The organism is Streptomyces sp. LX-29 (assembly GCF_029541745.1).
Lineage (GTDB): Bacteria > Actinomycetota > Actinomycetes > Streptomycetales > Streptomycetaceae > Streptomyces.
This window is the reverse complement of record NZ_CP089746.1, coordinates 4,228,812-4,249,824: the sequence shown is the minus strand read 5'-3', so window position 1 is coordinate 4,249,824 and position 21,013 is coordinate 4,228,812. Positions and strand designations below refer to the sequence as shown.

Annotated in this window: 21 protein-coding genes; 7 read left to right on the top strand and 14 right to left on the bottom strand. The window is 73.0% G+C overall.

Going from position 1 to position 21,013, the window contains the following annotated elements; all coding sequences use genetic code 11:
- The first annotated feature begins 84 nt into the window (after positions 1-84).
- Positions 85-1,404 carry an MFS transporter gene (locus LRS74_RS18330; protein WP_277742006.1) on the top strand — a complete coding sequence of 440 codons (1,320 nt, stop codon included), beginning with the start codon at positions 85-87 and terminating at the stop codon, positions 1,402-1,404.
- A 142-nt stretch (positions 1,405-1,546) separates the two neighbouring features.
- On the opposite strand, the gene LRS74_RS18325 is transcribed toward LRS74_RS18330, so the two are convergent.
- The 3 genes from LRS74_RS18325 to LRS74_RS18315 all read right to left on the bottom strand — a co-directional run bounded on the left by LRS74_RS18325 (position 1,547) and on the right by LRS74_RS18315 (position 5,056).
- Positions 1,547-2,134, bottom strand: coding sequence for a YbjN domain-containing protein (locus tag LRS74_RS18325; RefSeq protein ID WP_277742005.1), 588 nt, complete (start codon positions 2,132-2,134; stop codon positions 1,547-1,549).
- Positions 2,127-3,539 carry a D-inositol-3-phosphate glycosyltransferase gene (mshA, locus tag LRS74_RS18320; RefSeq protein ID WP_277742004.1) on the bottom strand — a complete coding sequence of 471 codons (1,413 nt, stop codon included), beginning with the start codon at positions 3,537-3,539 and terminating at the stop codon, positions 2,127-2,129. The genes LRS74_RS18325 and mshA overlap by 8 nt, the downstream gene beginning before the upstream one ends.
- Before the next feature lie 587 nt (positions 3,540-4,126).
- Complete coding sequence (locus tag LRS74_RS18315) at positions 4,127-5,056, bottom strand: AraC family transcriptional regulator (RefSeq protein ID WP_277742003.1); 930 nt, start codon at positions 5,054-5,056, stop codon at positions 4,127-4,129.
- 90 nt (positions 5,057-5,146) lie between these two features.
- Between LRS74_RS18315 and LRS74_RS18310 the strand changes: the two genes are divergently transcribed.
- A complete protein-coding gene (locus LRS74_RS18310) occupies positions 5,147-5,980 on the top strand; it encodes an NAD(P)H-binding protein (protein WP_277742002.1) in 834 nt (277 codons plus the stop codon).
- On the opposite strand, the gene LRS74_RS18305 is transcribed toward LRS74_RS18310, so the two are convergent.
- From LRS74_RS18305 to LRS74_RS18290, 4 genes are all read right to left on the bottom strand, one after another.
- The gene (locus LRS74_RS18305; RefSeq protein WP_277742001.1) at positions 5,977-6,789 is read right to left on the bottom strand and encodes a hypothetical protein; all 813 of its coding nucleotides are present in this window, start codon (positions 6,787-6,789) and stop codon (positions 5,977-5,979) included. The two genes, LRS74_RS18310 and LRS74_RS18305, sit on opposite strands and share 4 nt — an antisense overlap.
- Positions 6,790-7,114: 325 nt before the next feature.
- Positions 7,115-7,573, bottom strand: coding sequence for a PPC domain-containing DNA-binding protein (locus LRS74_RS18300; RefSeq protein ID WP_277742000.1), 459 nt, complete (start codon positions 7,571-7,573; stop codon positions 7,115-7,117).
- A 165-nt stretch (positions 7,574-7,738) separates the two neighbouring features.
- Entirely contained in the window at positions 7,739-8,317 is a 579-nt protein-coding gene (locus LRS74_RS18295) for an HD domain-containing protein (RefSeq protein WP_277741999.1), read from the bottom strand.
- A gap of 12 nt (positions 8,318-8,329) precedes the next feature.
- The gene (locus LRS74_RS18290; protein WP_277741998.1) at positions 8,330-8,542 is read right to left on the bottom strand and encodes a hypothetical protein; all 213 of its coding nucleotides are present in this window, start codon (positions 8,540-8,542) and stop codon (positions 8,330-8,332) included.
- Between the two features lie 218 nt (positions 8,543-8,760).
- Here LRS74_RS18290 and LRS74_RS18285 point away from each other — a divergent pair, with 218 nt between their 5' ends.
- Positions 8,761-9,477, top strand: a complete 717-nt coding sequence (locus tag LRS74_RS18285) for a haloacid dehalogenase-like hydrolase (protein ID WP_277741997.1) — start codon at positions 8,761-8,763, stop codon at positions 9,475-9,477.
- Here the strand turns inward: LRS74_RS18285 and LRS74_RS18280 are convergent.
- Positions 9,466-10,812: a helix-turn-helix domain-containing protein gene (locus LRS74_RS18280; protein WP_277744814.1), complete on the bottom strand. Its 1,347-nt coding sequence runs from the start codon at positions 10,810-10,812 to the stop codon at positions 9,466-9,468. The genes LRS74_RS18285 and LRS74_RS18280 overlap by 12 nt on opposite strands.
- A 153-nt stretch (positions 10,813-10,965) precedes the next feature.
- Between LRS74_RS18280 and LRS74_RS18275 the strand changes: the two genes are divergently transcribed.
- The gene (locus LRS74_RS18275) at positions 10,966-11,190 is read left to right on the top strand and encodes a hypothetical protein (RefSeq protein ID WP_277741996.1); all 225 of its coding nucleotides are present in this window, start codon (positions 10,966-10,968) and stop codon (positions 11,188-11,190) included.
- 302 nt (positions 11,191-11,492) lie between these two features.
- On the opposite strand, the gene LRS74_RS18270 is transcribed toward LRS74_RS18275, so the two are convergent.
- Both LRS74_RS18270 and LRS74_RS18265 read right to left on the bottom strand, forming a co-directional pair.
- The gene (locus tag LRS74_RS18270; RefSeq protein ID WP_277741995.1) at positions 11,493-11,882 is read right to left on the bottom strand and encodes a hypothetical protein; all 390 of its coding nucleotides are present in this window, start codon (positions 11,880-11,882) and stop codon (positions 11,493-11,495) included.
- A gap of 315 nt (positions 11,883-12,197) precedes the next feature.
- Positions 12,198-12,488 (bottom strand): DUF6087 family protein, encoded by a 291-nt coding sequence (locus LRS74_RS18265; protein ID WP_277741994.1) that lies wholly within the window; start codon positions 12,486-12,488, stop codon positions 12,198-12,200.
- A gap of 112 nt (positions 12,489-12,600) precedes the next feature.
- Here LRS74_RS18265 and LRS74_RS18260 point away from each other — a divergent pair, with 112 nt between their 5' ends.
- Positions 12,601-13,422 (top strand): class I SAM-dependent methyltransferase, encoded by an 822-nt coding sequence (locus LRS74_RS18260; protein ID WP_277741993.1) that lies wholly within the window; start codon positions 12,601-12,603, stop codon positions 13,420-13,422.
- A 284-nt stretch (positions 13,423-13,706) separates the two neighbouring features.
- Here LRS74_RS18260 and LRS74_RS18255 read toward each other — a convergent pair whose 3' ends face one another.
- Positions 13,707-14,570 (bottom strand): helix-turn-helix domain-containing protein, encoded by an 864-nt coding sequence (locus LRS74_RS18255; RefSeq protein ID WP_277741992.1) that lies wholly within the window; start codon positions 14,568-14,570, stop codon positions 13,707-13,709.
- Between the two features lie 142 nt (positions 14,571-14,712).
- On the opposite strand from LRS74_RS18255, the gene LRS74_RS18250 reads away from it, so the two are divergent.
- Together LRS74_RS18250 and LRS74_RS18245 are read left to right on the top strand one after the other, a co-directional pair.
- On the top strand, positions 14,713-15,738 hold the full coding sequence (locus LRS74_RS18250) for an aldo/keto reductase (RefSeq protein WP_277741991.1): 1,026 nt from the start codon (positions 14,713-14,715) through the stop codon (positions 15,736-15,738).
- A 48-nt stretch (positions 15,739-15,786) separates the two neighbouring features.
- Positions 15,787-15,984 (top strand): type II toxin-antitoxin system VapB family antitoxin, encoded by a 198-nt coding sequence (locus LRS74_RS18245; RefSeq protein WP_277741990.1) that lies wholly within the window; start codon positions 15,787-15,789, stop codon positions 15,982-15,984.
- Between the two features lie 8 nt (positions 15,985-15,992).
- Here LRS74_RS18245 and LRS74_RS18240 read toward each other — a convergent pair whose 3' ends face one another.
- The 3 genes from LRS74_RS18240 to LRS74_RS18230 all read right to left on the bottom strand — a co-directional run bounded on the left by LRS74_RS18240 (position 15,993) and on the right by LRS74_RS18230 (position 20,808).
- On the bottom strand, positions 15,993-16,436 hold the full coding sequence (locus LRS74_RS18240) for an NUDIX hydrolase (protein WP_277741989.1): 444 nt from the start codon (positions 16,434-16,436) through the stop codon (positions 15,993-15,995).
- Positions 16,437-16,601: 165 nt separating this feature from the next.
- A complete protein-coding gene (locus tag LRS74_RS18235) occupies positions 16,602-18,272 on the bottom strand; it encodes a CHAD domain-containing protein (RefSeq protein WP_347178140.1) in 1,671 nt (556 codons plus the stop codon).
- 85 nt (positions 18,273-18,357) lie between these two features.
- Positions 18,358-20,808: an RNA degradosome polyphosphate kinase gene (locus LRS74_RS18230; RefSeq protein WP_277741988.1), complete on the bottom strand. Its 2,451-nt coding sequence runs from the start codon at positions 20,806-20,808 to the stop codon at positions 18,358-18,360.
- Positions 20,809-21,013: the final 205 nt, after the last annotated feature.

The window sequence follows — 21,013 nt, the reverse complement described above, 5'->3', positions numbered from 1 at the left end:
ATGGCGCCCCGACCGCCAGGGGAAGTAAGCTGCGCTGGGCCGATTAGGCTCTTACGCAAGCTGGCACACTCGGGGGAGCGGCACGTGTCCTTGGCCACGATGAAGAGGGCGGCGAAAGAGAGCGTCTCGGGGCTGCCCCGCGCGTTCTGGTGGCTGTGGACCAGCACCCTGGTCAACCGGCTCGGCGCCTTCGTCGCCACCTACATGGCCCTCTACCTGACCGTGGAGCGCGGCTACTCCGCCTCGTACGCGGGCCTGGTCGCCGCCCTGCACGGGCTCGGCGGCGTGGTCTCCTCGCTCGGCGCCGGGGTGCTGGCCGACCGGCTGGGCCGGCGGCCGACCATGCTGATCGGGCAGATCGCCACCGCCCTCTCGGTCGCCGCCCTGGGCTTCATGCGGCACCCGGTGGCCATCGCGGCCATGGCCTTCGTCGTCGGCGCGGCCGTCAACGCCTCGCGCCCCGCCGTGCAGGCGATGCTGGCCGACATCGTGCCCCCGAAGGACCGGGTGCGGGCCTTCGCGCTGAACTACTGGGCCATCAACCTGGGCTTCGGCGTCTCCGCCGCGGCCGCCGGATTCCTGGCCGAGTACAGCTACCTCGCCTGCTTCCTCGGCGAGGCCGCGCTCACCCTCGCCTGCGCCGTGGTGGTCTTCGTGAAACTGCCGGAGTCCCGGCCCGAGCACACCCCCCGGGCCGACGGCGCGGCGGCGGAGCCGGAGGTCCGGCTGAGCACGGTGCTCCGCGACGGCCGCTTCATGAGCGTGGTCGGGCTCTCCTTCCTCATCTCCCTGATCTTCCAGCAGGGGATGGTCGGCCTCCCCGTCGCCATGGGCGCCGAGGGCTTCTCCAGCGCCGACTACGGCCTGGTCGCCGCCGTCAACGGCGTTCTGATCGTCGCCATGCAGATCCCCGTCACCCGGCTCATCGAGCACCGCGACCCGCGGCGGCTGCTGGTCCTCTCCGCCCTGCTGGCCGGCTACGGCTTCGGCCTCACCGCCTTCGCCGGCTCGCTGGGCGTCTACGCCCTCACCGTCTGCGTCTGGACCCTCGCCGAGATCGTCAACTCCCCCACCCAGATGAGCCTGGTCGTCAAGCTCTCCCCGCTCCACGGCCGCGGTCGCTACCAGGGCGTCTACACCATGTCCTGGTCCGTCGCCGCCCTCGCCGCGCCCCTGGCGGCCGGCCAGGTCATCGACCGCTACGGCGCCGGCTGGCTGTGGGCGGGCTGCGCGGTGCTGGGAACGGTGGCGGCGCTGGGGTACTGGCTGCTGATGCGGAACCTCGCGGAGCGGGAGGAGACGGTGGCGGCGCGGGCCGAAGACCGCAGGGATACGGGCGACGCCGAAGCCGATGCCGACACCAACGCCGGCACCGACGCCAACGCCCCCGGCTCTGTCGCCTGACGGGAGGTCATGACGGTGACGCCGAGACGCCTGCGGCGCTCCTGGCTGGACATCCCCGTCGCCGCGCCCCTCGGCTGACGGACCGTACGGGATGAGCTCCCGCTGGCCCGCCGGCCCGTCAGGCCGTCGACCCGTCGACTCGTCAGCCCGTCGGGTCCTGGGTCAGTCGGGTGAACGCCTCCAGGTTGCGGGTGGACTCGCCGCGTGCCGTGCGCCAGGCGAACTCGCGGCGGATGGCCGAGGCGAAGCCCATCTCCAGGAGGGTGTTGAAGCTGCCGTCCGCGTTCTCCAGCACCGTGCCGAGGAGCCGGTCCAGTTCCTGGGGGGTGACGGCCGCCAGCGGCAGCCGGCCGACGAGGTAGACGTCACCCAGTTGGTCGATGGCGTAACTCACCCCGTAGAGCCGGGTGTTGCGCTCCAGCAGCCAGCGGTGGACGGCCTCGTGGTTCTCGTCCGGCCGGCGCACCACGAAGGCGTTGACGGAGAGGGAGTGGCGGCCGACGCGCAGCGAGCAGGTGGTGGCCAGCTTGCGGGTGCCGGGCAGCTTGACGACGTAGGAGCCGTCGGAGGGGCTCTCCCACTCCAGCTCGGCCTCCTTGAGCGTCGACTCGATGACCTGCCGCGCCTCGGTCTGCTCCGCGGTCCTGTCCACCTTGTCCACCGCCTTGTCGGCCGTGTCAGCCTTGCCGGTCGTCTCGGCCCTGCCGGTCGTGTCAGCCCTTTCAGCCATGGTGCGAGCGTACGCGACGACGCTCCTGCAGGGCGGCTTGATAGACGTCCGCCGTGGCCGCGGCGGCGGTGTCCCAGCCGAAGGAGCGAGCGTGCTGGGCGGCAGCCGCGCCCATCCGCTCCGACAGGGCGCCGTCGGCGACGAAGCCGTGCAGCGCGGCGGCGTAGTCGGCCGGGTCGTGTCCGTGGACCAGGAAGCCGGAGACCCCGTGGCGCACCGCCACCGGCAGGCCGCCGACGGCCGCCGCGACGACCGGCGTGCCGCAGGCCTGCGCCTCGATGGCCACCAGCCCGAAGGACTCGCTGTACGAGGGCATGACCAGCACCGATGCGGCGCGGTACCAGTCCGCGAGCTGGTCCTGGCCGACGGGCGGCCGGAAGCGGACGACGTCGGCGACGCCGAGCCGAGCCGCCAGCTTGTGCAGCCGCTCCGGCTTGGCCAGCCCCGTCCCGCTGGGCCCGCCGACCACCGGGACCACCAGCCGGGAGCGGAGCGCCGGCTCCCGCTCCAGCAGCTCCGCGACCGCGTGCAGCAGGATGTCCGGGCCCTTCAGCGGCTGGATCCGGCCGGCGAAGAGGGGGATCAGCGCCTCCTGCGGCAGCCCGAGCCGGGCCCTGGCGGCGGCCCGGCCGTCGGCCGGGCGGAAACGGTCCAGGTTCACCCCCGGATGGACGACGGCGACCTTGGCCGGATCCGCGTCGTAGAACCGCTCCAGCTCCCGCGCCTCACCGTCGGTGTTGGCGATCAGCCGGTCCGCGGCCCGGACGATCTGCGTCTCGCCGATGACCCGCGCGGCGGGCTCCGGGGTGTCGCCCTCGGCCAGCGCCGCGTTCTTGACCTTGGCCATGGTGTGCATGGCGTGCACCAGCGGCACGCCCCAGCGCTCGGCGGCGAGCCAGCCGACGTGGCCGGAGAGCCAGTAGTGCGAGTGCACCAGGTCGTAGTAGCCGGGCCGGTGCCCGGCCCACGCCTGCATCACCCCGTGCGTGAAGGCGCACAGCTGGGCCGGCAGATCCTCCTTGGCGAGGCCCTCGTACGGGCCCGCGTCGATGTGGCGGACCAGGACCCCGGGCGCCAGCTCCACGGCGGGCGGGAGCGCTCCGGTGGTGGCGCGGGTGAAGACCTCCACCTCGATGCCGAGGTCCGCGAGCCGCTTGGCGAGCTCGACGATGTACACGTTCATCCCGCCCGCGTCGCCGGTGCCCGGCTGGTGGAGGGGCGAGGTGTGCACGCTCAGCATGGCGATGCGGCGGGGGCGGCGCAGATGCCGCAGCGTACGGGCGGCACCGGCGGCGCGCCCGGTGGTGCCGCCGCGGCCGGCGGCGCCACGCACCGAGCCGCTGCCGCGGCCGGTTCCGAGCGCGCGGCCCCGCAGGCCGCCGAGCCGCGATATGTACTGGCTCACCGCGCGATACCTCCTTGCCGGGTACGTGGCTCTTGGTTGCTCTTGGGCGCTCTTGGACGCTCTTGGTTTCGCTCTTGGACGCGCTTCGACGCCTCAACGCGTCAACACCGGAATGACCCGTTCCCATTTCCGCTTTGCCAAAGCGTGACCCGGGGGCGGCGAGGGGAGGGGGTGGGTCGGGCCGGGGGCGCAGCCGGGCACAGGGCCGAAACCGCATATTTACGGGCGACGACCCCGTAACGCCGCCTTACTCCCTCTTTGCCCACAAATATGCGACAACGTTTCGGCCCTGTGCCCTGCGCCCCCGGCCGCTCCCGCCGTCCCCCGGCCGCGGGCCCGATCACAGACGGGCGGCTGGGGTGGGCGGGTCGGGTGGGTGGGTGGGTGGGTGGGGGTGGGTGAGTGGGTGGGTGGGAGCGGTGGGCTGGGGGGGCAGCGGTGGGTGAGTGGCAGCGGTGGGTGGGTGGCAGCGGTGGGTGGGTGGGTCGAAGCGGTGGGTCGGGGGGTAGCGGTGGGTGGGTAGGCAGCGGTGGGTGGATGGGTGCCGTGCGTGGGCGGGTCGGGTGGGGACATCCCGCGGTGCCGGTTCAGCCGGACTGGGCCGTCTGCTGGGCGGTGGGGGCGACCCGGCGGCGGTGGGTGCTGGGGCTGACCCCGCGTACGCGCTTGAACGCGGTGCTGAAGCCGAAGGCGTCGGCGTAGCCCACGCGGCGCGCCACGGAGGCGACCGTGGCGTTGGGCTCGGCGAGGAGGTCGGCGGCGCGGGCCATGCGCCACTCGGTGAGGTACGCCAGGGGGGACTCGCCGACCAGGTCGTGGAAGCGCTTGGCCAGGGTGGTGCGGGAGACCCGGGCCTCGTCCGCCAGGGAGGCGAGCGTCCAGGCGCGCTCGGGTGCCGCGTGCATGGCGCGCAGGACCGGGCCCACGACGTCGTCGCCGAGCGCGCGGTACCAGCCGGGCGAGGCGGCCTCGGGGCGGTCGAACCAGTCGCGGAGCGTGCACACCAGGAGCCAGTCCAGCAATCGGTCCAGCACGATCTGGCGGCCGGGGCGACCGGCGGACAGCTGGGCCTCCAGGTAGTCGCGCATGCCCGTGCAGTCGTGGTCGTCCGGCACCACCAGCACCGGCGGCAGCACCCGCAGCAGTCGTCCCGGCACCTCGCCGCGCACGTGGTACGCCCCGGCCAGCAGCACCGTGCTGCCTTCGGGCGCGTCGCCCCGGGCCGCCCAGGGGCCGGCGCACCGCACGTCGCGCACGCGCTGCGCCGCCGTGTCGGGGTCGTCCGCGAAGACGAAGGGCTCCGGGCCGCGTACGATCGCCGCCTCGCCCAGCCGCAGCCGGCGCACCAGCCGCCCGCCGGGGCCGGCCGCGATCCAGCCCTCGCCGCGCATCGGGACGCACAGCGTCAGCGAGGCGCCGTCGGTGAACCTCAGCGCCCAGGGGGGCGACAGCACCGAGCGGTCGAAGACGGCGCCGTCGGCGCGCACACCGCGCAGCAGATCGTCGAACGGGTCCATGACCTCACCCTATGCGCCGCGTACGAACACGCATGCGTCCCGGACGAGCGGCCATGTCCGCGCGTGATCGCGGCCGGTTGACTGTCTGTCATGACGACGAACACGAACGACATCCTGGTCCTCGGCGCCACCGGTAAGACGGGGCGCCGACTGGTACGGCGGCTGCGCGAGCAGGGCGCCTCGGTGCGCGCCGCCTCGCGCTCCAGCGCGGTGCGCTTCGACTGGACCGAGCCCGCCACCTGGGAGCCGGCGGTGGCCGGGGCCGCGGCGGTCTACCTGATCGCCCCGGAGGAGGCCGAGCCGGTGCACGACTTCGTCAAGCAGGCCGCGGCGGCGGGGGTGCGCCGCTTCGTGACGCTCTCCGGGCGCGGCATGGACCTGGTCGGCGAGGACTTCGGGCGCGGCATGGCCGCCGGGGAGCAGGCGGTGCGGGAGTCCGGCGCCGAGTGGACCATCCTGCGCCCCAACAACTTCAACCAGAACTTCAGCGAGGACCTCTGGCACCAGCCGCTGCGCGACGGGCGGCTCGCGCTGCCCATCGGCGACGTTCCGGAGACCTTCGTCGACGTCGACGACGTCGCGGAGGTCGCGGCGACCGTGCTGACGCGCGACGGGCACGCGGGTCGGGTGTACGAGCTCTCCGGCCCGCGCGGGCTGACCTTCCGGGAGGCCACCGAGACCATCGCCCGCGCGGCGGGCCGCACCATCGACTACGTCGAGCTGACCCCGGAGGAGTACGCCGCGGACCTGCGCGGCCTCGGCATCCCCGAGCCCTTCGTCAAGGCGCTCGGCGCCCTGTTCGCCTTCCACCGCGAGGGGCACACCTCGGAGCCGGTGGACGGGGTGCGGCAGGTGCTCGGCCGTGAGCCGCTCACCTTCGAGGCGTATGTCGAGCGGGCGGCGAAGGCGGGCGCCTGGTCCTAGCGCGCGGCGCGTGGCCGCTGGCGCATCCGAGTTCGGATCCCGTCCGCGTACGCCCGTACGTCGACGCCCCGGCGGTCGCCGGGAGCCGCGCCCTCTCCCCGGCAGTCGCGGCACACCCCGCCGGGGAGCGCCTGCGGACTGCCGGGCGCGCGGCAGACGGCGCACTCCATGAGGACAGGCGCGGGGCGCGGCGCCGGAAGGACTCGTTCGGGTGGCATTTTCGCGGTCAGGCGGGCCTGGAGGAAGCGACGGGGATGGTGGACGGCCTCGGGCAGCCCGGCGGTCAGCACGGAAGCGACGTACGGCTCGCTCGCCCCGCGACGGAGCCACTCCCCGGCGAGCGGTTCGAGCGCGGCGCAGTCGGCGGCGGAGAGGGCGAGACGGGGGTCGGCCTCTCCGAGCCGGGCGAGCATGGCGTACCCGGGACGCGGCGGCGCCGCGCCCTCTGTGCGCGGCTCGCCCTCCGCAGCCTGGTCCGTGTCCCGCCCGGCCTGGTACGCCGCCCACCAGGCGTCATCTCGGGCGATGCGCGAGAAGTGCGTACGGGTCACCCACCGCCCGCCCTCGGTCCGCTCCCGGAACAGCCGCAGATGCCCGGCCTCGGCCAGCCGCCGCAACGCGGTCCCCAAGGCGCACTGCCCGTAGGGAAGCTGCGCGGCCAGCGCCTTGATCGAGATGCACGCCCCGTCCGGCAGCCGATCGACGTACGCGGCGATGGCCGCCTCCCGCGCGGGCAGCCCGGCGAAGTCGTCGGCACGGCGCGGCCCTTGACCGGAAACGGCCCGCTTCCCGAAGCCGGGACTGGCCATCGGAGGCGAGGAGGGGGCGGAGGGGGGCGCGGGAACGCTAGAGTCTGAAGCAGCCATTGAGATCGCTCCTAACGATCTTGAAGGTCAGACCCCTGGCAGGTGCTGCTAACACCCGCTGGGGGTCGTTGCTTTGTGGGCCGCACGCTACACGCCCACGCCGCTGCGTCGCGACTCGATCACAAAAAGTCATCTGGCCCGCTGGGGGCGGCCGTTGGGCGCAGGGAGGGTGGGTGGGTCAAGCCTCCCGGCCATTCCTTCGGAGACGTCTCGGATCCCGAACCCCGCGCCCCGAGACCCGGACGGTGCGCCCAAGGAGCTTCCAGCATCATTCGAACGTGAGCAGAGGTACGTCGTACATCTGAGGGTTGCGAGGCCGGGTCATGACAGGGGCGGTGACCTCGACAACGAGCAGCTCCGTGAGGAACTGCACCCGGGCACTCAGCAAGTGACTCGTCTTGCCTTGCGCCGACTGGCCCTTGAGGCCAGCAGCGACATGGACATGCGGCAGCACCTTGTCGGTTTCAGGATCACGAGCCAAGGTGCCGCACCCCAGGGCCTCGACGGTCTCGACATGCGTGCGGGACCAGAGTGGAGCCTCAGGGTGATCGAGCTTTTCACAGGTCCCCACCAGCTCGGCCTCACTGAAGGCGCCGATGAACATCGGGATGTACCCCTGACAGATCCCGTGCTCCCGGCAGAATTCATCGAGCGCGCCGAAGAAGTCGTCCCCATGGTCGAAAGTGATTCCGAAGGTGCGGCCGACGGTCAGTTCCCTAGCGCGCATACGCTGCTCCCCTTCTCGTCTTCGCTGGAGGGTTGCAGTCTCCCCAGCCAGCGACGAGCTCATGACGGTGACTTCGACGGCAGCCTTCGCGTAGCCGCCCTTCGGACCCCGACCCGCGAGACCCGTAGCCGATCTCCCGCCACGCAGTGGCGTTGCACTTTCAGTTCACGGAGTCTCTCCCATCGCGGCGTAGAGCCAGTCCAAGGTCCCGGTGTTCAGCAGCTCGTCGGCAAGACGATTCGCTGTCTCGGTGATGAGTCGAGCGCGGCTGTTGTCGATCCACCGCTGCGCGTTCTCGTAGCCCTGCGCCCGGTACTCGATTCCTTGAATCAGGCATTCGAGCTTGTCGGCGTCGCGCGCGCACCGAGCCTCGGGCGTCTCCTTCGCCTCGTACTCAGCCACGACGCCTCGCACTGCCTCCGCCAGCGGTTCAGGCATACCGGCCGTCTGGTCAGCCGTCACGGTTTCCGGGTCAGCCGAGGGGGCGTACTTCTTCCCCAGGTGGTTGACATCGCCAGTCCTGGTCTCCTGGGAGTCATGCCACACGGCCAGCAGCGCCGCCCGCGCCGGATCGGCTCCCTCCAACTGGGCGATCACAGAGGCGATCAGCGACGTACGCCACGAGTGCTCGGCCACGCTCTCCGGGTCCCGCACGCCCGCCATCCACCAGCCCGTGCGCCTGGCGTGTTTGAGTGTGCCCGCCTCAAGCAGGAATCGCGACACCGCGGACAAGTCGTCAGCCACCGTCAGCTCCTCTCACGCCTCATGCGTCGGCGAGGCGAATCGCATGTCATCTGGGCTGGCCTCGTTCTCGATGGTCTCGAAGATGTCCGCGTCCGTCTCCTGCTGCCAGCCCGGAAGATCCGCCCAGTCGGCGACATAACCCGGCTTCGGCTCGCCGGGGAAGTGCTTCCGGACTCCCGCGACCCATGCCTCCCGGAACAGCCGGGCACCCCCGGTCTGCGACATGCCGGCCCCTCTCGTCACGTCGTGCCCAGGACACCGATTTCGGAACCCCGGTGTCGGGCCTTGATCGGCTGTGCGTGCCATGAATACCCGCCCGTCGCTGGACAATCCGCCAGCCACCGCGAAAGGTGGAGAACCGTTCGGCAACTCCTCGGGTTGATGTCCACCGCGACAGGAGTACGGAGACCATGAGTCCTGGGCAGGAGTATCGCCGTCTGGTGTTGTGGGACATCGACCACACGCTCATCGACGGCGGCGGGGTGAGCCGGCAGGCATACGCCGCCGCCTTCACCCGCGTGACGGGGCAGCCCCTGCGCGAGATGGCCGACATGACAGGGCGCACGGAGCTGGCGATCACGGCCGAGACGCTGCGGCTGCACGGCTTCGCCCCGGATCCGGCAATCATCGGGCGGTTCACAGCCACACTCGCCGATGAGTTGCGCGCACGCTCAGCCGCCCTGGCCGCTGCGGGGCGCGTCCTGCCGGGAGCAGTCGAGGCGCTCTCGGCTCTGACGGGACACGAAGGAGTTCACCAGTCTGTCCTCACCGGCAACATGCGCAGCCTGGCCGAGCTGAAACTGGCCGTCTTCGGCCTCGCCGACCTCATCGACTTCGAAACGGGCGGGTACGGCGACGACGCGGCCGAGCGCACCGCCCTTCTGGCCTGTGCCTGGGAGCGTACACGCTCACGACTCGGCCGCCGGTTCACTGGCGCCGACACGGTGATCATCGGTGACACGGTGCTGGACATCGCCACGGCGAAGGCCGGTGGCGCCCTGGCCATCGCCGTGGCGACCGGTACCACCACCGCAGAGAAGCTGTCGGCCGCCGGAGCCGACATCGTGCTTCCCGACCTCGTGGACACGACGGCCGTCGTGAGGGCCGTGGTGGGTACGGACGGGCGCCTCGCGGCGACCCCGGTGAACTCAGGAAGCTGATCCCTTCATCGCCGCGATGAGGTCACTGACGCCGGCATGGGATCGATACGGGGTGAGCTGGCCAGCGAAGGTGGACAGCTTCGACGCCATGCGGGTGGAGGAGATCTCACGGTGAGCGGAGAACGCGGCCTGGGCCCGTGCGCACGCCACGTCGAGTTCCCCCTTCGACAGCGCGATCTCAGCGAGCCGCAGGCCGTAGTTCACCTGGTCTCTGAGGTATGCCGAGCCGAGTCTCCGCCGGAGCGCCAGGGCCGAGCCGAGATGCACTTCGGCCTCGTCCAGCTCACCGATCTGCATCAGGCACGTGCCCTGCTGAGCCCTGAGCTCCGCGGCGTCGAAATAGTCGATCCATGCGGGGGCCGGGGCGGCCTCGGGGTGCCCCGCACCATGCCGCTCGGCCTCTCGCAACGCGGATCGACACTCAGCGTCGTCTCCCTGCGCGGCGTGAGCCCGTGCGCGTCTCGTCGCGAGCATGGCGCCCACCGGACCGCCGACTGTTCCGCGAGCGGTGTCCTGCGCCGTACGTGCCAAGGCCAGTGCTTCAGCAGGTGGGCCGTGATAGAGCGAGGTGAGGCTCAGGTACCCGAGCACGCTTCCGGCAAGGCGCAGATCACCCACCGTGTGCGCGCAGTACAGCGCCAAGCTCAGATTCTGCCTGGCATCGGCTGGCCGGCCGGCGTCCAGCGAAAGCCAGCCGACCATCTGTGCCAGTTGCGCGGCGGCCGAGTAGAGGTTCGGCTCGGATGCGTTCGCACCGCCGCGATCAAGTCGGCGGACCACCGCCTGCAGGCTCCGCGCAGCGCCGGCCAGCAGAGCGTCGGCCCCACATGCGTTGTCCCGCCGCTGAAGGTCGATCAGCAGTTCATCGACCCGTTCGTCTGCATCCCAGGCGCGCGGAGTAGCAGGTCCGGCCCCCATGTCGTCGACCGTGAATCCTGCCCGGTGCAGCGCCGAAAGGCTCGATACGGACCCACCACCGGTCACCGGGAAGGCGTCGATACGGCCATCCGGGATGTTGAGCGCCCTGGTCCACGTGAGCACCTGCCGTCGGTCCCGCAGCCGCTTGCGGCCCCGCTCCAGTCGGCTGACCTCGGCCTGATCGATGTTGACGAGACGTGCCACAGCGGCCTGCGACAGACCCGTGCACTGCCGGAAGGCACGTACGACCGTTCCCATGTCCCAGGCGGCGAGGGCGTCTCGGATCTCGGGACGCTCCCAGAACCCGTCCGGCGCAGACGGCTTCACGCGACCGCATCCGGCGCAGACACCGGCGCTGTTGTACCGGCTCAGCACGGCGCCACAGCGCTCGCAGCGCGCTTGCTCATCACCCGTCATCGCACTCACCCGACCGTCTCCGCCCGGCTCAGTCGTGGCCACGTGGACCGAGCCTGTCATAAACGCTCATACGCGGCAGGGCAGTTCACCCTCAAGGTGGAGGGTGCCCAAAGGCAGAAGTTGGGTCCTCGACAAGCGCGCCAGGAGGAAGCCGTGAGCCTGCCCCTCACCGTCACCCACGCCACCCCCCTGAAACGGGACGTGATCTACGACCGCCGTGCCCAGCAGGCCGCGCTCGCGATCCGGCTGCACTGTGCGGACGGCAGTGCGCTCGATTCGGCGCTGATCCTCACCCCGGACCAGGTCGAGCTCTACCACCTCCAGCTCGCCCAGGCGATCGAGCAGCGGGCCATCGCGCGCCGTGAGGGCGCGTGGTGACGGGCGAGGGGGCGGGCGGGCCCTCCCGCCGTGAGGCGCTGCGGCGGGTCGGGGCGGTGACCGACGGGGTCGTACGGGCGCAGAACGAGCGCGGGCACGTCGACGCTGGGCAGGGGTCGTCCACGGCGCGCCACCGGCGCGTCGACCGGGCCTGGCGGGCGGCGCTCATCCACCTCACGGAGTGCGCGGCCTGCCGCAAGGGCGACGTCGCGTGCCAGACGGGGCGCGGGCTGCTCCGGGCGTACCGTGCCGCGCGGGGAAGCGGATCGTCACAGCCGGGGGCGTAGAGGGGCGGGACCGGGTTAGGTCAGTTGCGTACTGGGCGCCGGCCCGGATCCCGTGTCAGCCTTGTCTGAAGCGAGCAGCCAAACGCCTTCAGAGCTCCGCTTGAATGTCATCGTGTGAGGGAGCGAGAATTCCTCGTACTCAGGCGCCCCCTCATCGATCTCCTCTGTCGTAAACGGCACGTAGAGGCGAGTGTCTTCGGTGACCTGGAGGGTTGCGGTCTCCCCAGCCAGTGATGAGTTCAGGACGGTGACGTCGACGGCAGCCTTTGTGTAGCCGCCATTCACGTCCTCGTACATTTTTCCCTTAGCGGCGAGTTTGCCGAATTCGTCCTCAATGTGCTTCGCCATGGATGCGGTGGCGGGAAGAAGCGGCCTCCTTACGGCGGGAGGGTTGGTTGTCACCATGCTGGCTCGCGCCTGTAGATGGGATTCCGCGATACGGGACAGCTCATCCACCTCAGCAGCAGAAAGGCGGCTTGATCCGGAACCGCCTTGAACGAAGGCCGGGACCCCCAACAGGCCACCAATTACCGCAACACTGAACGCGATAGCCAGCCTTCTTGCACGGGCAGTTCGCATTCCGTTCCCCCTTGACCCGAGCGCGACTGATCAAGATTCGTTGTAGCCGCAGAGCCGTGGGGCGTGATTGACGCCGTCTCCCTTCGACTGATTCTGAGCCGGGAATGGCCGGTTCCATCCGGCGGGCAGGCGCAGGGCGTATCACGCAGCCGGGTCGTCGCCTGTCTGCGGTTCGTTCACCCACTCCTGGGCCACCGCGAGGCTCGGAGCGGTGCCGACGACCTGGTACGTGAAGGCGTCCCACTCCTCCAGCACGCGCGGCTCGTCGGGTCGAAGGTGGCCGGCGCCGCCGTGCGCCGGCCGGTGGCGCCGGTAGATGTCCAGCGGGGGGCGGCGGCGCTTGTCGTACGCGGCGAGCGGGTCGTCGGCGTTCACGCGCGGGACGGCGCGGGACGGCTGGTTCGGGGGTCCGGGTCGGCGGTGCTTGCCCATGCGCTCGATGGTCTCAGGCGGCGATCGTGGTCGGGCGGAGCTCATCCACCTCACGGCCGAGGCCGTAAGAGGGGCGGGGCCGTGGGCGTGGGGACCGCTTAGAGTCATAGACATGCCCGCCCGTCCCCCCGCCCCGGCCCGACCCGTCGGCTCGGTGACCCGCGGCACCACCAACCCGAACCGGCTGCGGCGTATGGACCGCTGGATCGCCGCCGTGCACGGTCCGGCGCTGTTGCGGACGGAGGCGCCGGTGGCGGTGGACCTGGGGTACGGGGCGGCGCCCTGGACCGCCGTGGAGCTGCTGGAGCGGCTGCGTACGGTCCGGCCGGACGTGCGGGTGGTCGGGGTGGAGATCGAACCCGCGCGGGTGGCGGCCGCCAAGCCGTACGAGCGGGAGGGGCTGGTCTTCGCGCACGGCGGGTTCGAGGTGCCGCTGCCGGGCGGCCACGGGGAGCGGCCCGCGCTGATCCGGGCGGCGAACGTGCTGCGGCAGTACGGGGAGGACGAGGTCGCGGCGGTGTGGCGGCGGCTGTGCGATCGGCTGGCGCCGGACGGGCTGCTGGTGGAGGGGACCTGCGACGAGATCGGGCGGCGGCACGTGTGGGTGGCGCTGACCCCGACGGGGCCGCTCAGCGTCACGTTCGCGACCCGGCTCGGCTCCCTGGAGCGCCCCTCCGACCTGGCCGAGCGGCTCCCCAAGGCGCTCATCCACCGCAACGTCCCCGGCGAGCCCGTGCACTCCTTCCTGCGCGACTTCGACCGCGCCTGGGCCGCCGCCGCGCCGTACGCCCCGCTCAGCGCGCGCCAGCGCTGGGTCCGCACCGTCCGCGTGCTCCGCGACGACCTGGGCTGGCCGGTCCTGCACGGGCCCAGACGCTGGCGGCAAGGTGAGGTCACGGTGGCCTGGGAGGCCCTCGCCCCCGGGTCCGGCTGAGCCGGGCGACCCACTGGACCGGGGCGCCGGCCCCCTCGCCTCGGGCCGGGCTGACCCGGGCGACCCGCTGGACCGGGCGCCGGCCCCGTCGCCCCCGGGTCCGGCTGACCCGGGCGACCCACCGGACCGGGGCGCGGGCCACCCCTCACCTCGGGCCGGGCTGACCCGGGCGACCCGCTGGACCGGGTGCCGGCCCTGTCTTCCCCGGGTCCGGCTGAGCCGGGCGACCCACTGGACCGGGGTGCGGGCCGCCCCTCGCCTCGGGCCGGGCTGACCCGCGCGGCCTACTGGGCCGGGGCGACGGCCGGGAGGGTCGGGAGGGCCGCGAGCTCCCGCAGGGCCTCCGCCGTGCGCGTCCCCCGCCGCGCCGTGTACGTACAGAGGACCTGTCCCTCGTCGGTCGGCAGCGCCAGCACCTCGTAGGTCAGGTCGAGCTCGCCGACGACGGGGTGCCGGACGCGCTTGGTGCCCGAGGTGCGTTCGGTGACGGCCTGGGCCTCCCAGTGGCGCCGGAAGTCGGGGCTGTGGTCGAGGAGCCGGCAGGCGACCTCGCTGAGCCGCCCCTGGGGGCGGCGGCCGGCCTCGGCGCGGAGGGCGGCGACCATCTCCTCGGCGAGTCGCTCCCAGTCCGGGTGGAGGGCCTTGGCGTCCGGGTGGAGGAAGGTCAGCAGGGCGGCGTTGCGGTCGGCCTCGGGGACGGCCGCCAGGTCAAAGGAGACCAGGCCGCCGAGGCGGTTCCAGGCGAGGATGTCCAGGGCGGGGCCGTAGACGAAGGCGGGCACGGTGTCGTCGAGGGCGTCCAGCAGCTGGCGCACCTCGGGCCGCACGCGCGCGGGGGGCCACTGGTCACCGCCCTGCCGGCGCCGGGGCTGGGCGACGTTGCGCAGATAGGTGTGCTCGGCGGGGGTCAGCCGCAGCGCCCGCGCGATGGCGTCCAGGACCGGGTCCGAGATGGCGGGGGCACGGCCCTGCTCGATGCGGGTGTAGTAGTCGACGCTGATCCCGGCCAGCTGGGCGACCTCCTCACGGCGCAGCCCGCGCACCCGGCGGCGGGTCGATCCCGCGGGCAGTCCCAGCGTGGCCGGGTCGAGAGCGGCCCGGCGGGACTTCAGAAAGGTGTTGATCTCCGGTTCGTCGGCATGCCGCATCGGCCCATTATCGACGGGGCGGCAACAAGGTGGTTCTGGCGGACCCAGGTTGAAACGGGCCTGGTACGTGCTGCGCCCGCGGCGGAAGGTGGAACGCGTAACCGAAAGACAGCACACGCACGGCTCGACGGAGGCACCCCCCATGCAGCGCAGGATTCTCGGCGGCACCGGCATCTCGGTCAGCGAATACGCGCTGGGCACGATGATGTTCGGTGCCTGGGCGAACAACGACCACGACGACGTGGTGCGCATCATCCACCGTGCCATCGACGGTGGCATCAACCTCATCGACACCGCCGACGTGTACTCGGCGGGCGAGTCCGAGGAGATCGTCGGAAAGGCGCTCAAGGGCCGCCGCGACGACATCGTGCTGGCGACCAAGGGGCACGGCCTGATGGGCGAGGACCCCAACCTCAGCGGCAACTCACGGCGCTGGATCACCCGCGCCGTCGAGGACAGCCTGCGCCGGCTGGACACGGACTACATCGACCTCTACCAGATCCACCGCCCCGACCCGACGACCGACATCGACGAGACGCTCGGCGTCCTGACCGACCTGGTGCGCGCCGGCAAGGTGCGGGCGGTCGGCTGCTCCACCTTCCCCGCCGAGCAGATCGTCGAGGCGCACTGGACCAGCGAGCGGCGCGGCCACGTCCGCTTCCGCAGCGAGCAGCCGCCCTACTCGATCCTGGCGCGCGGCGCCGAGGCGGCGGTGCTACCGACCGCGCAGAAGTACGGGATGGGGGTGCTGACCTGGGGTCCGCTGTCGGCGGGCTGGCTGTCGGGCCGCTACACGCAGGCGTCCGACATCGATCTGACGGGCGGTCGGCACGCGCTGGAGCGGCAGAAGTTCGACCCGGCGCTGCCGGAGAACGCGCGGAAGCTGGAGGCGGTGGGGCAGCTGGTCCAGGTGGCGGAGGAGGCCGGGCTCTCCCTGCCGCACCTGGCCACCGCCTTCGTCCGCGCCCACCCGGCCGTCACCTCGGTGATCATCGGCCCGCGCACCTACGAGCAGCTGGAGGACCTGCTGGCCGGCGCCGACGCGGTGCTCGACGACGGGGTGTTGGACCGGATCGACGCGATCGTGCCTCCGGGCATCGACCTCAACCGCGCGGACAGCTACTACCTGCCCCCGGCCCTGAAGGACGCGGCGCTGCGCCGCCGGTGACGGCGCAGCTCCGCCCGCTAGGGTGCGGGCCCTACGAAGGGGGCGCCCATGGCCAAGGTCAACATCAGCCTCGATGCCGAACTGGTGGTGGAAGTCATGGTGCTGGCCGGGGTGGGCTCGCCCCAGGACGCCGTCGAGGCGGTGGTGCGCGACTACATCGCCCGCGGCCACCGCACCGAGGCCCGCGCCGAGCTCCGCGACCAGGGCCTGCGGGAGGCCGAGGCCGCCCCGCGGGAACAGGGCTGACCGGCCGCTCAGGACAGCGTACGGAGGAGGGCGGCGACCAGTTCGCGGTCGCTGTCCGCGGTGAGGCGGTCGGCCGCGGCCGCCGGGGGCAGCCACCCCAGCCGGTCGACCTCGCGGTTCGGCACGAACGAGCCGCCGGTGGCCTCCGCCGCCCAGTAGCGGACCTCCTTGGGGCGGCCCTGCGCCAGATAGTGGCGGGTGGGCAGCTCGTCTCCCAGGGCGCAGGTCATGCCGGTCTCCTCCAGCACCTCGCGGACGGCCGCCTGCCGCGCCTCCTCCCCGCGCTTCAGCTTGCCCTTGGGGAACGACCAGTCGTCGTACTTGGGCCGGTGCACCAGGGCGAGTTCGATCTGCCCGACGGCACCGGCGCGGCGCCACAGCACGCACCCCGCGGCGAAGACGGGCCGGACGGCCGCCGTGTCCGGCACCGCCGCGGGCTCGCTGCCTGCCATCACGTCCACGTCTCCTTCCACCGGCACCTGGACTTCCACCGGCGCTCGGATCTCCGCCGGTGCCCGGATTTCCATCGCGCCTGGATTTGCACCACGCCCGGATCTCCGTCGGTTCCTGGACCTCCATCGCTGCCCGGGATCCCTTCGGCGGGCTTCGGCGCCCGGTTACCAGGCGGGCGCCCCCGCCGCCAACCGCTGCCACACCCGGCCGAAGGCGAACCGCGCCGCCTCGACGTCCTGCCGCTGGTCGGCGTGGAGCACCCCCAGCGCATACGCCGTGGCCGGGGCGATCCGCGGGGTACGGGCCGCCGAGGCGGCGGCGGCCGCGGCCTCGGCGGCGTCGCGGTGCCGGTCCAGGGCCTGCGCGGCGGCGAGGAGCCGCACGGCGAGCGAGGGTTCGGCCTCGACCGGGCCGGCCGGGTCCACCCGCTCCCCCTCGTCCAGCACCTCCAGCGCGTAGCGCCGCAGCCGCACCAGGCGCCGCACCTGGTGCCAGGGCGCGTCCTGCCGCTCGCTGGCCGGCGGCGCGTCGGCCGCGGCGGTCGCGGCGAGGCCGTAGGCGAGCGCGTCGGCGTTGTACGGATGTCCGGCCACGCCCAGCGGCAGCGCCTCGACCGCCTCCACCAGCCGCCGGTGCGCCAGCTCCGCCAGCGGTGGCAGCTCCTGCCCGGCCGGGCGCTCGGCGACGCCCGGCGCCAGCGGCACCTCGGAGGCGAGCAGCGCGACGGCGTCGGCGACGGCGTGGAAGCGCGAGGAGCCCAGCGCCTGGAGCGCGGCGGTGTGCGCGCGGGTCCGGGCCAGCGTCAGCTGGCGCTCGAGCAGGGCGCCGGCCCGCGCGGCGCCCACGGTGAGCGTGCCGCCACGGGACTCCTCCCGCGGCCCGCCCAGGGCACCGCCGGTTCCCCGGCCCCCGACCGCCCCCCGGCCGGTCCCGTGGCGCCCGCCGGCCCCGGCGGACCGCGTCGCGTCGCCGCCGGGCCCCTCTTTGCCGCCGGGCACGGACGGCCCCGCGCCGCCGGCGCCCGCGGCCAGGCGCCCCGTTCCGGTCGGGTCGCCCGCGCTTCCCCGGGCATCGCCGCCGAGTCCCGGCGCTCCGGCCCGACCGGCCGCGCCCGCCTCCGCCCCGCGGTCCGTGCGGCCGCCCCCGCGCCCCGTACCGCCGGCGCGTCCGTCGGGCTCACCGTCGTCGGCCGCCAGCGAGACGCCGCGGCGGCCACGGCTGGTCCGGGCGCCGGGCACCGACGCCCGCGTCCCGCCGCGCCGGGCGCCGGGCCCCGTGGCCGTCGAGCCGTCTGCGGGGGCGGGCTCGGCGCTCCCCCCGTCGCCGATCTCCGCCGTGACCCCGCCCCGCGCCACCGGCGCGGCGCTGACGCCCGGCGCCGCGACACCGGCGTCCTGGTCCGCGCCCACCGCGCCGGAGAGCCGGTGGAGGGCGCCGCGCAACCGGCTCAGCCGGGCGGCGTAGGCGTGCTCGCGGGCGAGCAGGCCGGCGAGCCAGGCCAGTTCGGCGCGCAGTTCGTCGGCCCACGGCTGGTCGGTCAGCGGCTGGTAGACGAGGAGCGCGCCACTGATACGGCGGGCGGAGCGGCGCAGCAGCCGGGCCGCCTCGGCCGCCTCCTCGGCGTCGGAGCCGCTCTCGCCGTGCAGCCGCAGGCTGCGCAGGAAGTCGCCGGCCTGCGCGTGCAGATAGCGGGAGAGCACCTCCCCCGCGGAGGGGGCGCCCGCCTCCGGGGGCCGCGCCGCGGCGGGCCCCCGCGGACCGTGCGGGGCGGCCCCGGTCGGCGCCCCGACCATGGCTGAGGCGGGGGCCGGGAGCCCGGCCGCGCGATCGGTCATGTCGTGTCCCCCGAGGCCGAAGACGTCGGTCGACGGGGCGCCGGAGCCGTCCGGCCCGCCCCCCGTAACCCCTGTCGGCGGCAGGTCATGTCGCTGTACCACGCCGGCGCCTCCGGGCGTCGATGAGCATCTCTTGTACGTTGCGCAGCGGCTGCCCGTTGGCGTCCATGGCGTGCCGCGTCCACTCGCCGTCCGGGCCCAGGCGCCAGGAGGCGGTGGAGTCGGCCATGCCGGTCTCCAGCAGCCGGTTCAGGGCGGCGCGGTGGGCGGGGTCGGCGACCCGCACCAGCGCCTCGATCCGTCGGTCCAGGTTGCGGTGCATCATGTCGGCGCTGCCGAGCCACACCTCGGGCTCGCCGCCGTTCCCGAAGGCGAAGACCCGCGAGTGCTCCAGGAAGCGGCCGAGCACGCTCCGTACCCGTATGTTCTCCGAGAGCCCCTCGACGCCCGGTCGCAGCGCGCAGATCCCGCGCACCCACACGTCGACCGGCACCCCCGCCTGGGCGGCGCGGTAGAGGGCGTCGATGACGGCCTCGTCGACCATCGAGTTGACCTTGATACGGACGGAGGCGGGCCGCCCCGCGCGGTGGTGGGTGATCTCCTTGTGGATCCGCGTGACCAGCCCGTCGCGCAGCGACCGGGGGGCGACCAGCAGCCGGCGGTAGGTCTCCCGGCGCGAGTAGCCGCTGAGCCGGTTGAACAGGTCGGACAGGTCGGCGCCCACCTGCGGGTCGGAGGTCAGCAGCCCCAGGTCCTCGTAGAGCCGGGCCGTCTTGGGGTGGTAGTTGCCGGTGCCGACGTGCGAGTAGCGGACCAGGGTGTCGCCCTCCTGGCGGACCACCAGCGACAGCTTGCAGTGCGTCTTGAGGCCCACCAGGCCGTAGACGACGTGGCAGCCGGCCTCCTCCAGCTTCCGGGCCCACTTGATGTTGGCCTGCTCGTCGAAGCGCGCCTTGATCTCGACCAGCACCAGCACCTGCTTGCCGGCCTCGGCGGCGTCGATGAGCGCGTCGACGATCGGCGACTTGCCGGAGGTGCGGTAGAGCGTCTGCTTGATCGCCAGCACGTCCGGGTCGGCCGCGGCCTGCTCCAGGAACGCCTGCACCGAGGTGGAGAAGGAGTCGTACGGGTGGTGCAGCAGCACGTCCCGCTCGCGCAGCGCGGCGAAGATGTCGGGCGCGGAGGCGGACTCGACCTCGGCCAGGTCGCGATGGGTGCCGGCCACGAACTTCTGGTACTTGAGCTCCGGCCGGTCCAGCGACGCGATGCCGAAGAGCCCGGTGAGGTCCAGCGGGCCGGGCAGCGGATAGACCTCGGCGTCGGAGATCTTCAGCTCGCGGACCAGCAGGTCCAGGACGTACGGGTCGATGGACTCCTCGACCTCCAGCCGCACCGGCGGGCCGAAGCGGCGCCGCAGCAGCTCCTTCTCCAGGGCCTGGAGCAGGTTCTCGGCGTCGTCCTCCTCGACCTCCAGGTCCTCGTTCCGGGTCACCCGGAACATGTGGTGCGCCAGCACCTCCATCCCCGGGAACAGCTCCTCCAGGTGCGCCGCGATCACGTCCTCCAGCGGGACGTACCGCTGCGGCGACGCCTCCAGGAAGCGGGACAGCAGCGGCGGCACCTTCACCCGGGCGAAGTGGTCATGGCCGCTGACCGGGTTGCGCACCACGACCGCGAGGTTGAGCGAGAGCCCCGAGATGTACGGGAAGGGGTGCGCCGGGTCCACCGCCAGCGGGGTGAGCACCGGGAAGATCTGCTGCTTGAAGAGGGTGAAGAGCCGGGACTGCTCCTTCTCGGTCAGGTCCGGCCAGCGGATCAGGTGGATGCCCTGGTCGACGAGCTCGGGCACCACGTCCTGCTGGAAGCAGGCGGCGTGCCGCGCCATGAGCTCACGGGACCGGGTCCAGATCAGGTCCAGCACCTCGCGCGGCTGCAGCCCGGAGGCGGAGCGGGTGGCCACCCCGGTGGCGATGCGGCGCTTGAGGCCGGCGACCCGGACCATGAAGAACTCGTCCAGGTTGCTGGCGAAGATCGCCAGGAAGTTGGCGCGCTCCAGCAGCGGGGTGTTCGGGTCCTCCGCCAGCTCCAGGACCCGCTCGTTGAACGCCAGCCAGCTGCGCTCGCGGTCCAGGAACCGGCCCTCCGGCAGCTCCCCGCCCTGGTCCGGGCCGTGTCCCTCCTCGTACGCGTCCGCGTCCGTGTCCAGCTCGGGGTCGAGCACCCGGGTGCTCGGGACGCCGACCGCGTTCGGCCGGTGCGCGGCGATCGAGCCGACCGACGGCTGCGGCTCGGGCTCCGGCTTGGGCGCGGGGGCCGGTGCGGGTGCGGTGCGCGACGGAGCCGACTCGGCGGGAGCGGCCGCGCCGCCCGCGCGGGAGGCGGTGCGCTCGGCGTCGGAGGACGTGCGCTCCGCGCGGGACTGCGTCCGGGGGGCGGGCGCCCCCTGGCCGGGCTCCGGACGCGGCCGGGACTGCTGTGAGCTGGACTCCGGCTGCGGCTGGGAATGAGCGTGCGCCTGACCACTGGACTGGTTCATGTCCTCATTCTTCCGCGCTCGGGGGAGGTCGGGCGCGTCGGAACTGGGCACCGGAGCGACACGGAGCCTCCGGTGCTGGGGCTTGGGCACAGCGGGCTGCATTCAGTGATGCTCGCAACCGAGATTGAATCAGCGGTAACGGCGACATGGCGGGAAGGAAATGGCGGCGCATCCCGCAGGCGACCATGCCTTCACAGGTCCCCGC

Coding starts and splice junctions, on each gene's coding strand:
- LRS74_RS18325 (WP_277742005.1), bottom strand. CDS start 2,134: ATGGCTGAAAGGGCTGACACGACCGGCAGGGCCGAGACGACCGGCAAG.
- LRS74_RS18315 (WP_277742003.1), bottom strand. CDS start 5,056: ATGGACCCGTTCGACGATCTGCTGCGCGGTGTGCGCGCCGACGGCGCC.
- LRS74_RS18310 (WP_277742002.1), top strand. CDS start 5,147: ATGACGACGAACACGAACGACATCCTGGTCCTCGGCGCCACCGGTAAG.
- LRS74_RS18305 (WP_277742001.1), bottom strand. CDS start 6,789: ATGGCCAGTCCCGGCTTCGGGAAGCGGGCCGTTTCCGGTCAAGGGCCG.
- LRS74_RS18300 (WP_277742000.1), bottom strand. CDS start 7,573: ATGCGCGCTAGGGAACTGACCGTCGGCCGCACCTTCGGAATCACTTTC.
- LRS74_RS18290 (WP_277741998.1), bottom strand. CDS start 8,542: ATGTCGCAGACCGGGGGTGCCCGGCTGTTCCGGGAGGCATGGGTCGCG.
- LRS74_RS18280 (WP_277744814.1), bottom strand. CDS start 10,812: ATGACGGGTGATGAGCAAGCGCGCTGCGAGCGCTGTGGCGCCGTGCTG.
- LRS74_RS18270 (WP_277741995.1), bottom strand. CDS start 11,882: ATGGTGACAACCAACCCTCCCGCCGTAAGGAGGCCGCTTCTTCCCGCC.
- LRS74_RS18265 (WP_277741994.1), bottom strand. CDS start 12,488: ATGGGCAAGCACCGCCGACCCGGACCCCCGAACCAGCCGTCCCGCGCC.
- LRS74_RS18260 (WP_277741993.1), top strand. CDS start 12,601: ATGCCCGCCCGTCCCCCCGCCCCGGCCCGACCCGTCGGCTCGGTGACC.
- LRS74_RS18255 (WP_277741992.1), bottom strand. CDS start 14,570: ATGCGGCATGCCGACGAACCGGAGATCAACACCTTTCTGAAGTCCCGC.
- LRS74_RS18250 (WP_277741991.1), top strand. CDS start 14,713: ATGCAGCGCAGGATTCTCGGCGGCACCGGCATCTCGGTCAGCGAATAC.
- LRS74_RS18245 (WP_277741990.1), top strand. CDS start 15,787: ATGGCCAAGGTCAACATCAGCCTCGATGCCGAACTGGTGGTGGAAGTC.
- LRS74_RS18240 (WP_277741989.1), bottom strand. CDS start 16,436: ATGGCAGGCAGCGAGCCCGCGGCGGTGCCGGACACGGCGGCCGTCCGG.
- LRS74_RS18235 (WP_347178140.1), bottom strand. CDS start 18,272: ATGACCGATCGCGCGGCCGGGCTCCCGGCCCCCGCCTCAGCCATGGTC.
- LRS74_RS18230 (WP_277741988.1), bottom strand. CDS start 20,808: ATGAACCAGTCCAGTGGTCAGGCGCACGCTCATTCCCAGCCGCAGCCG.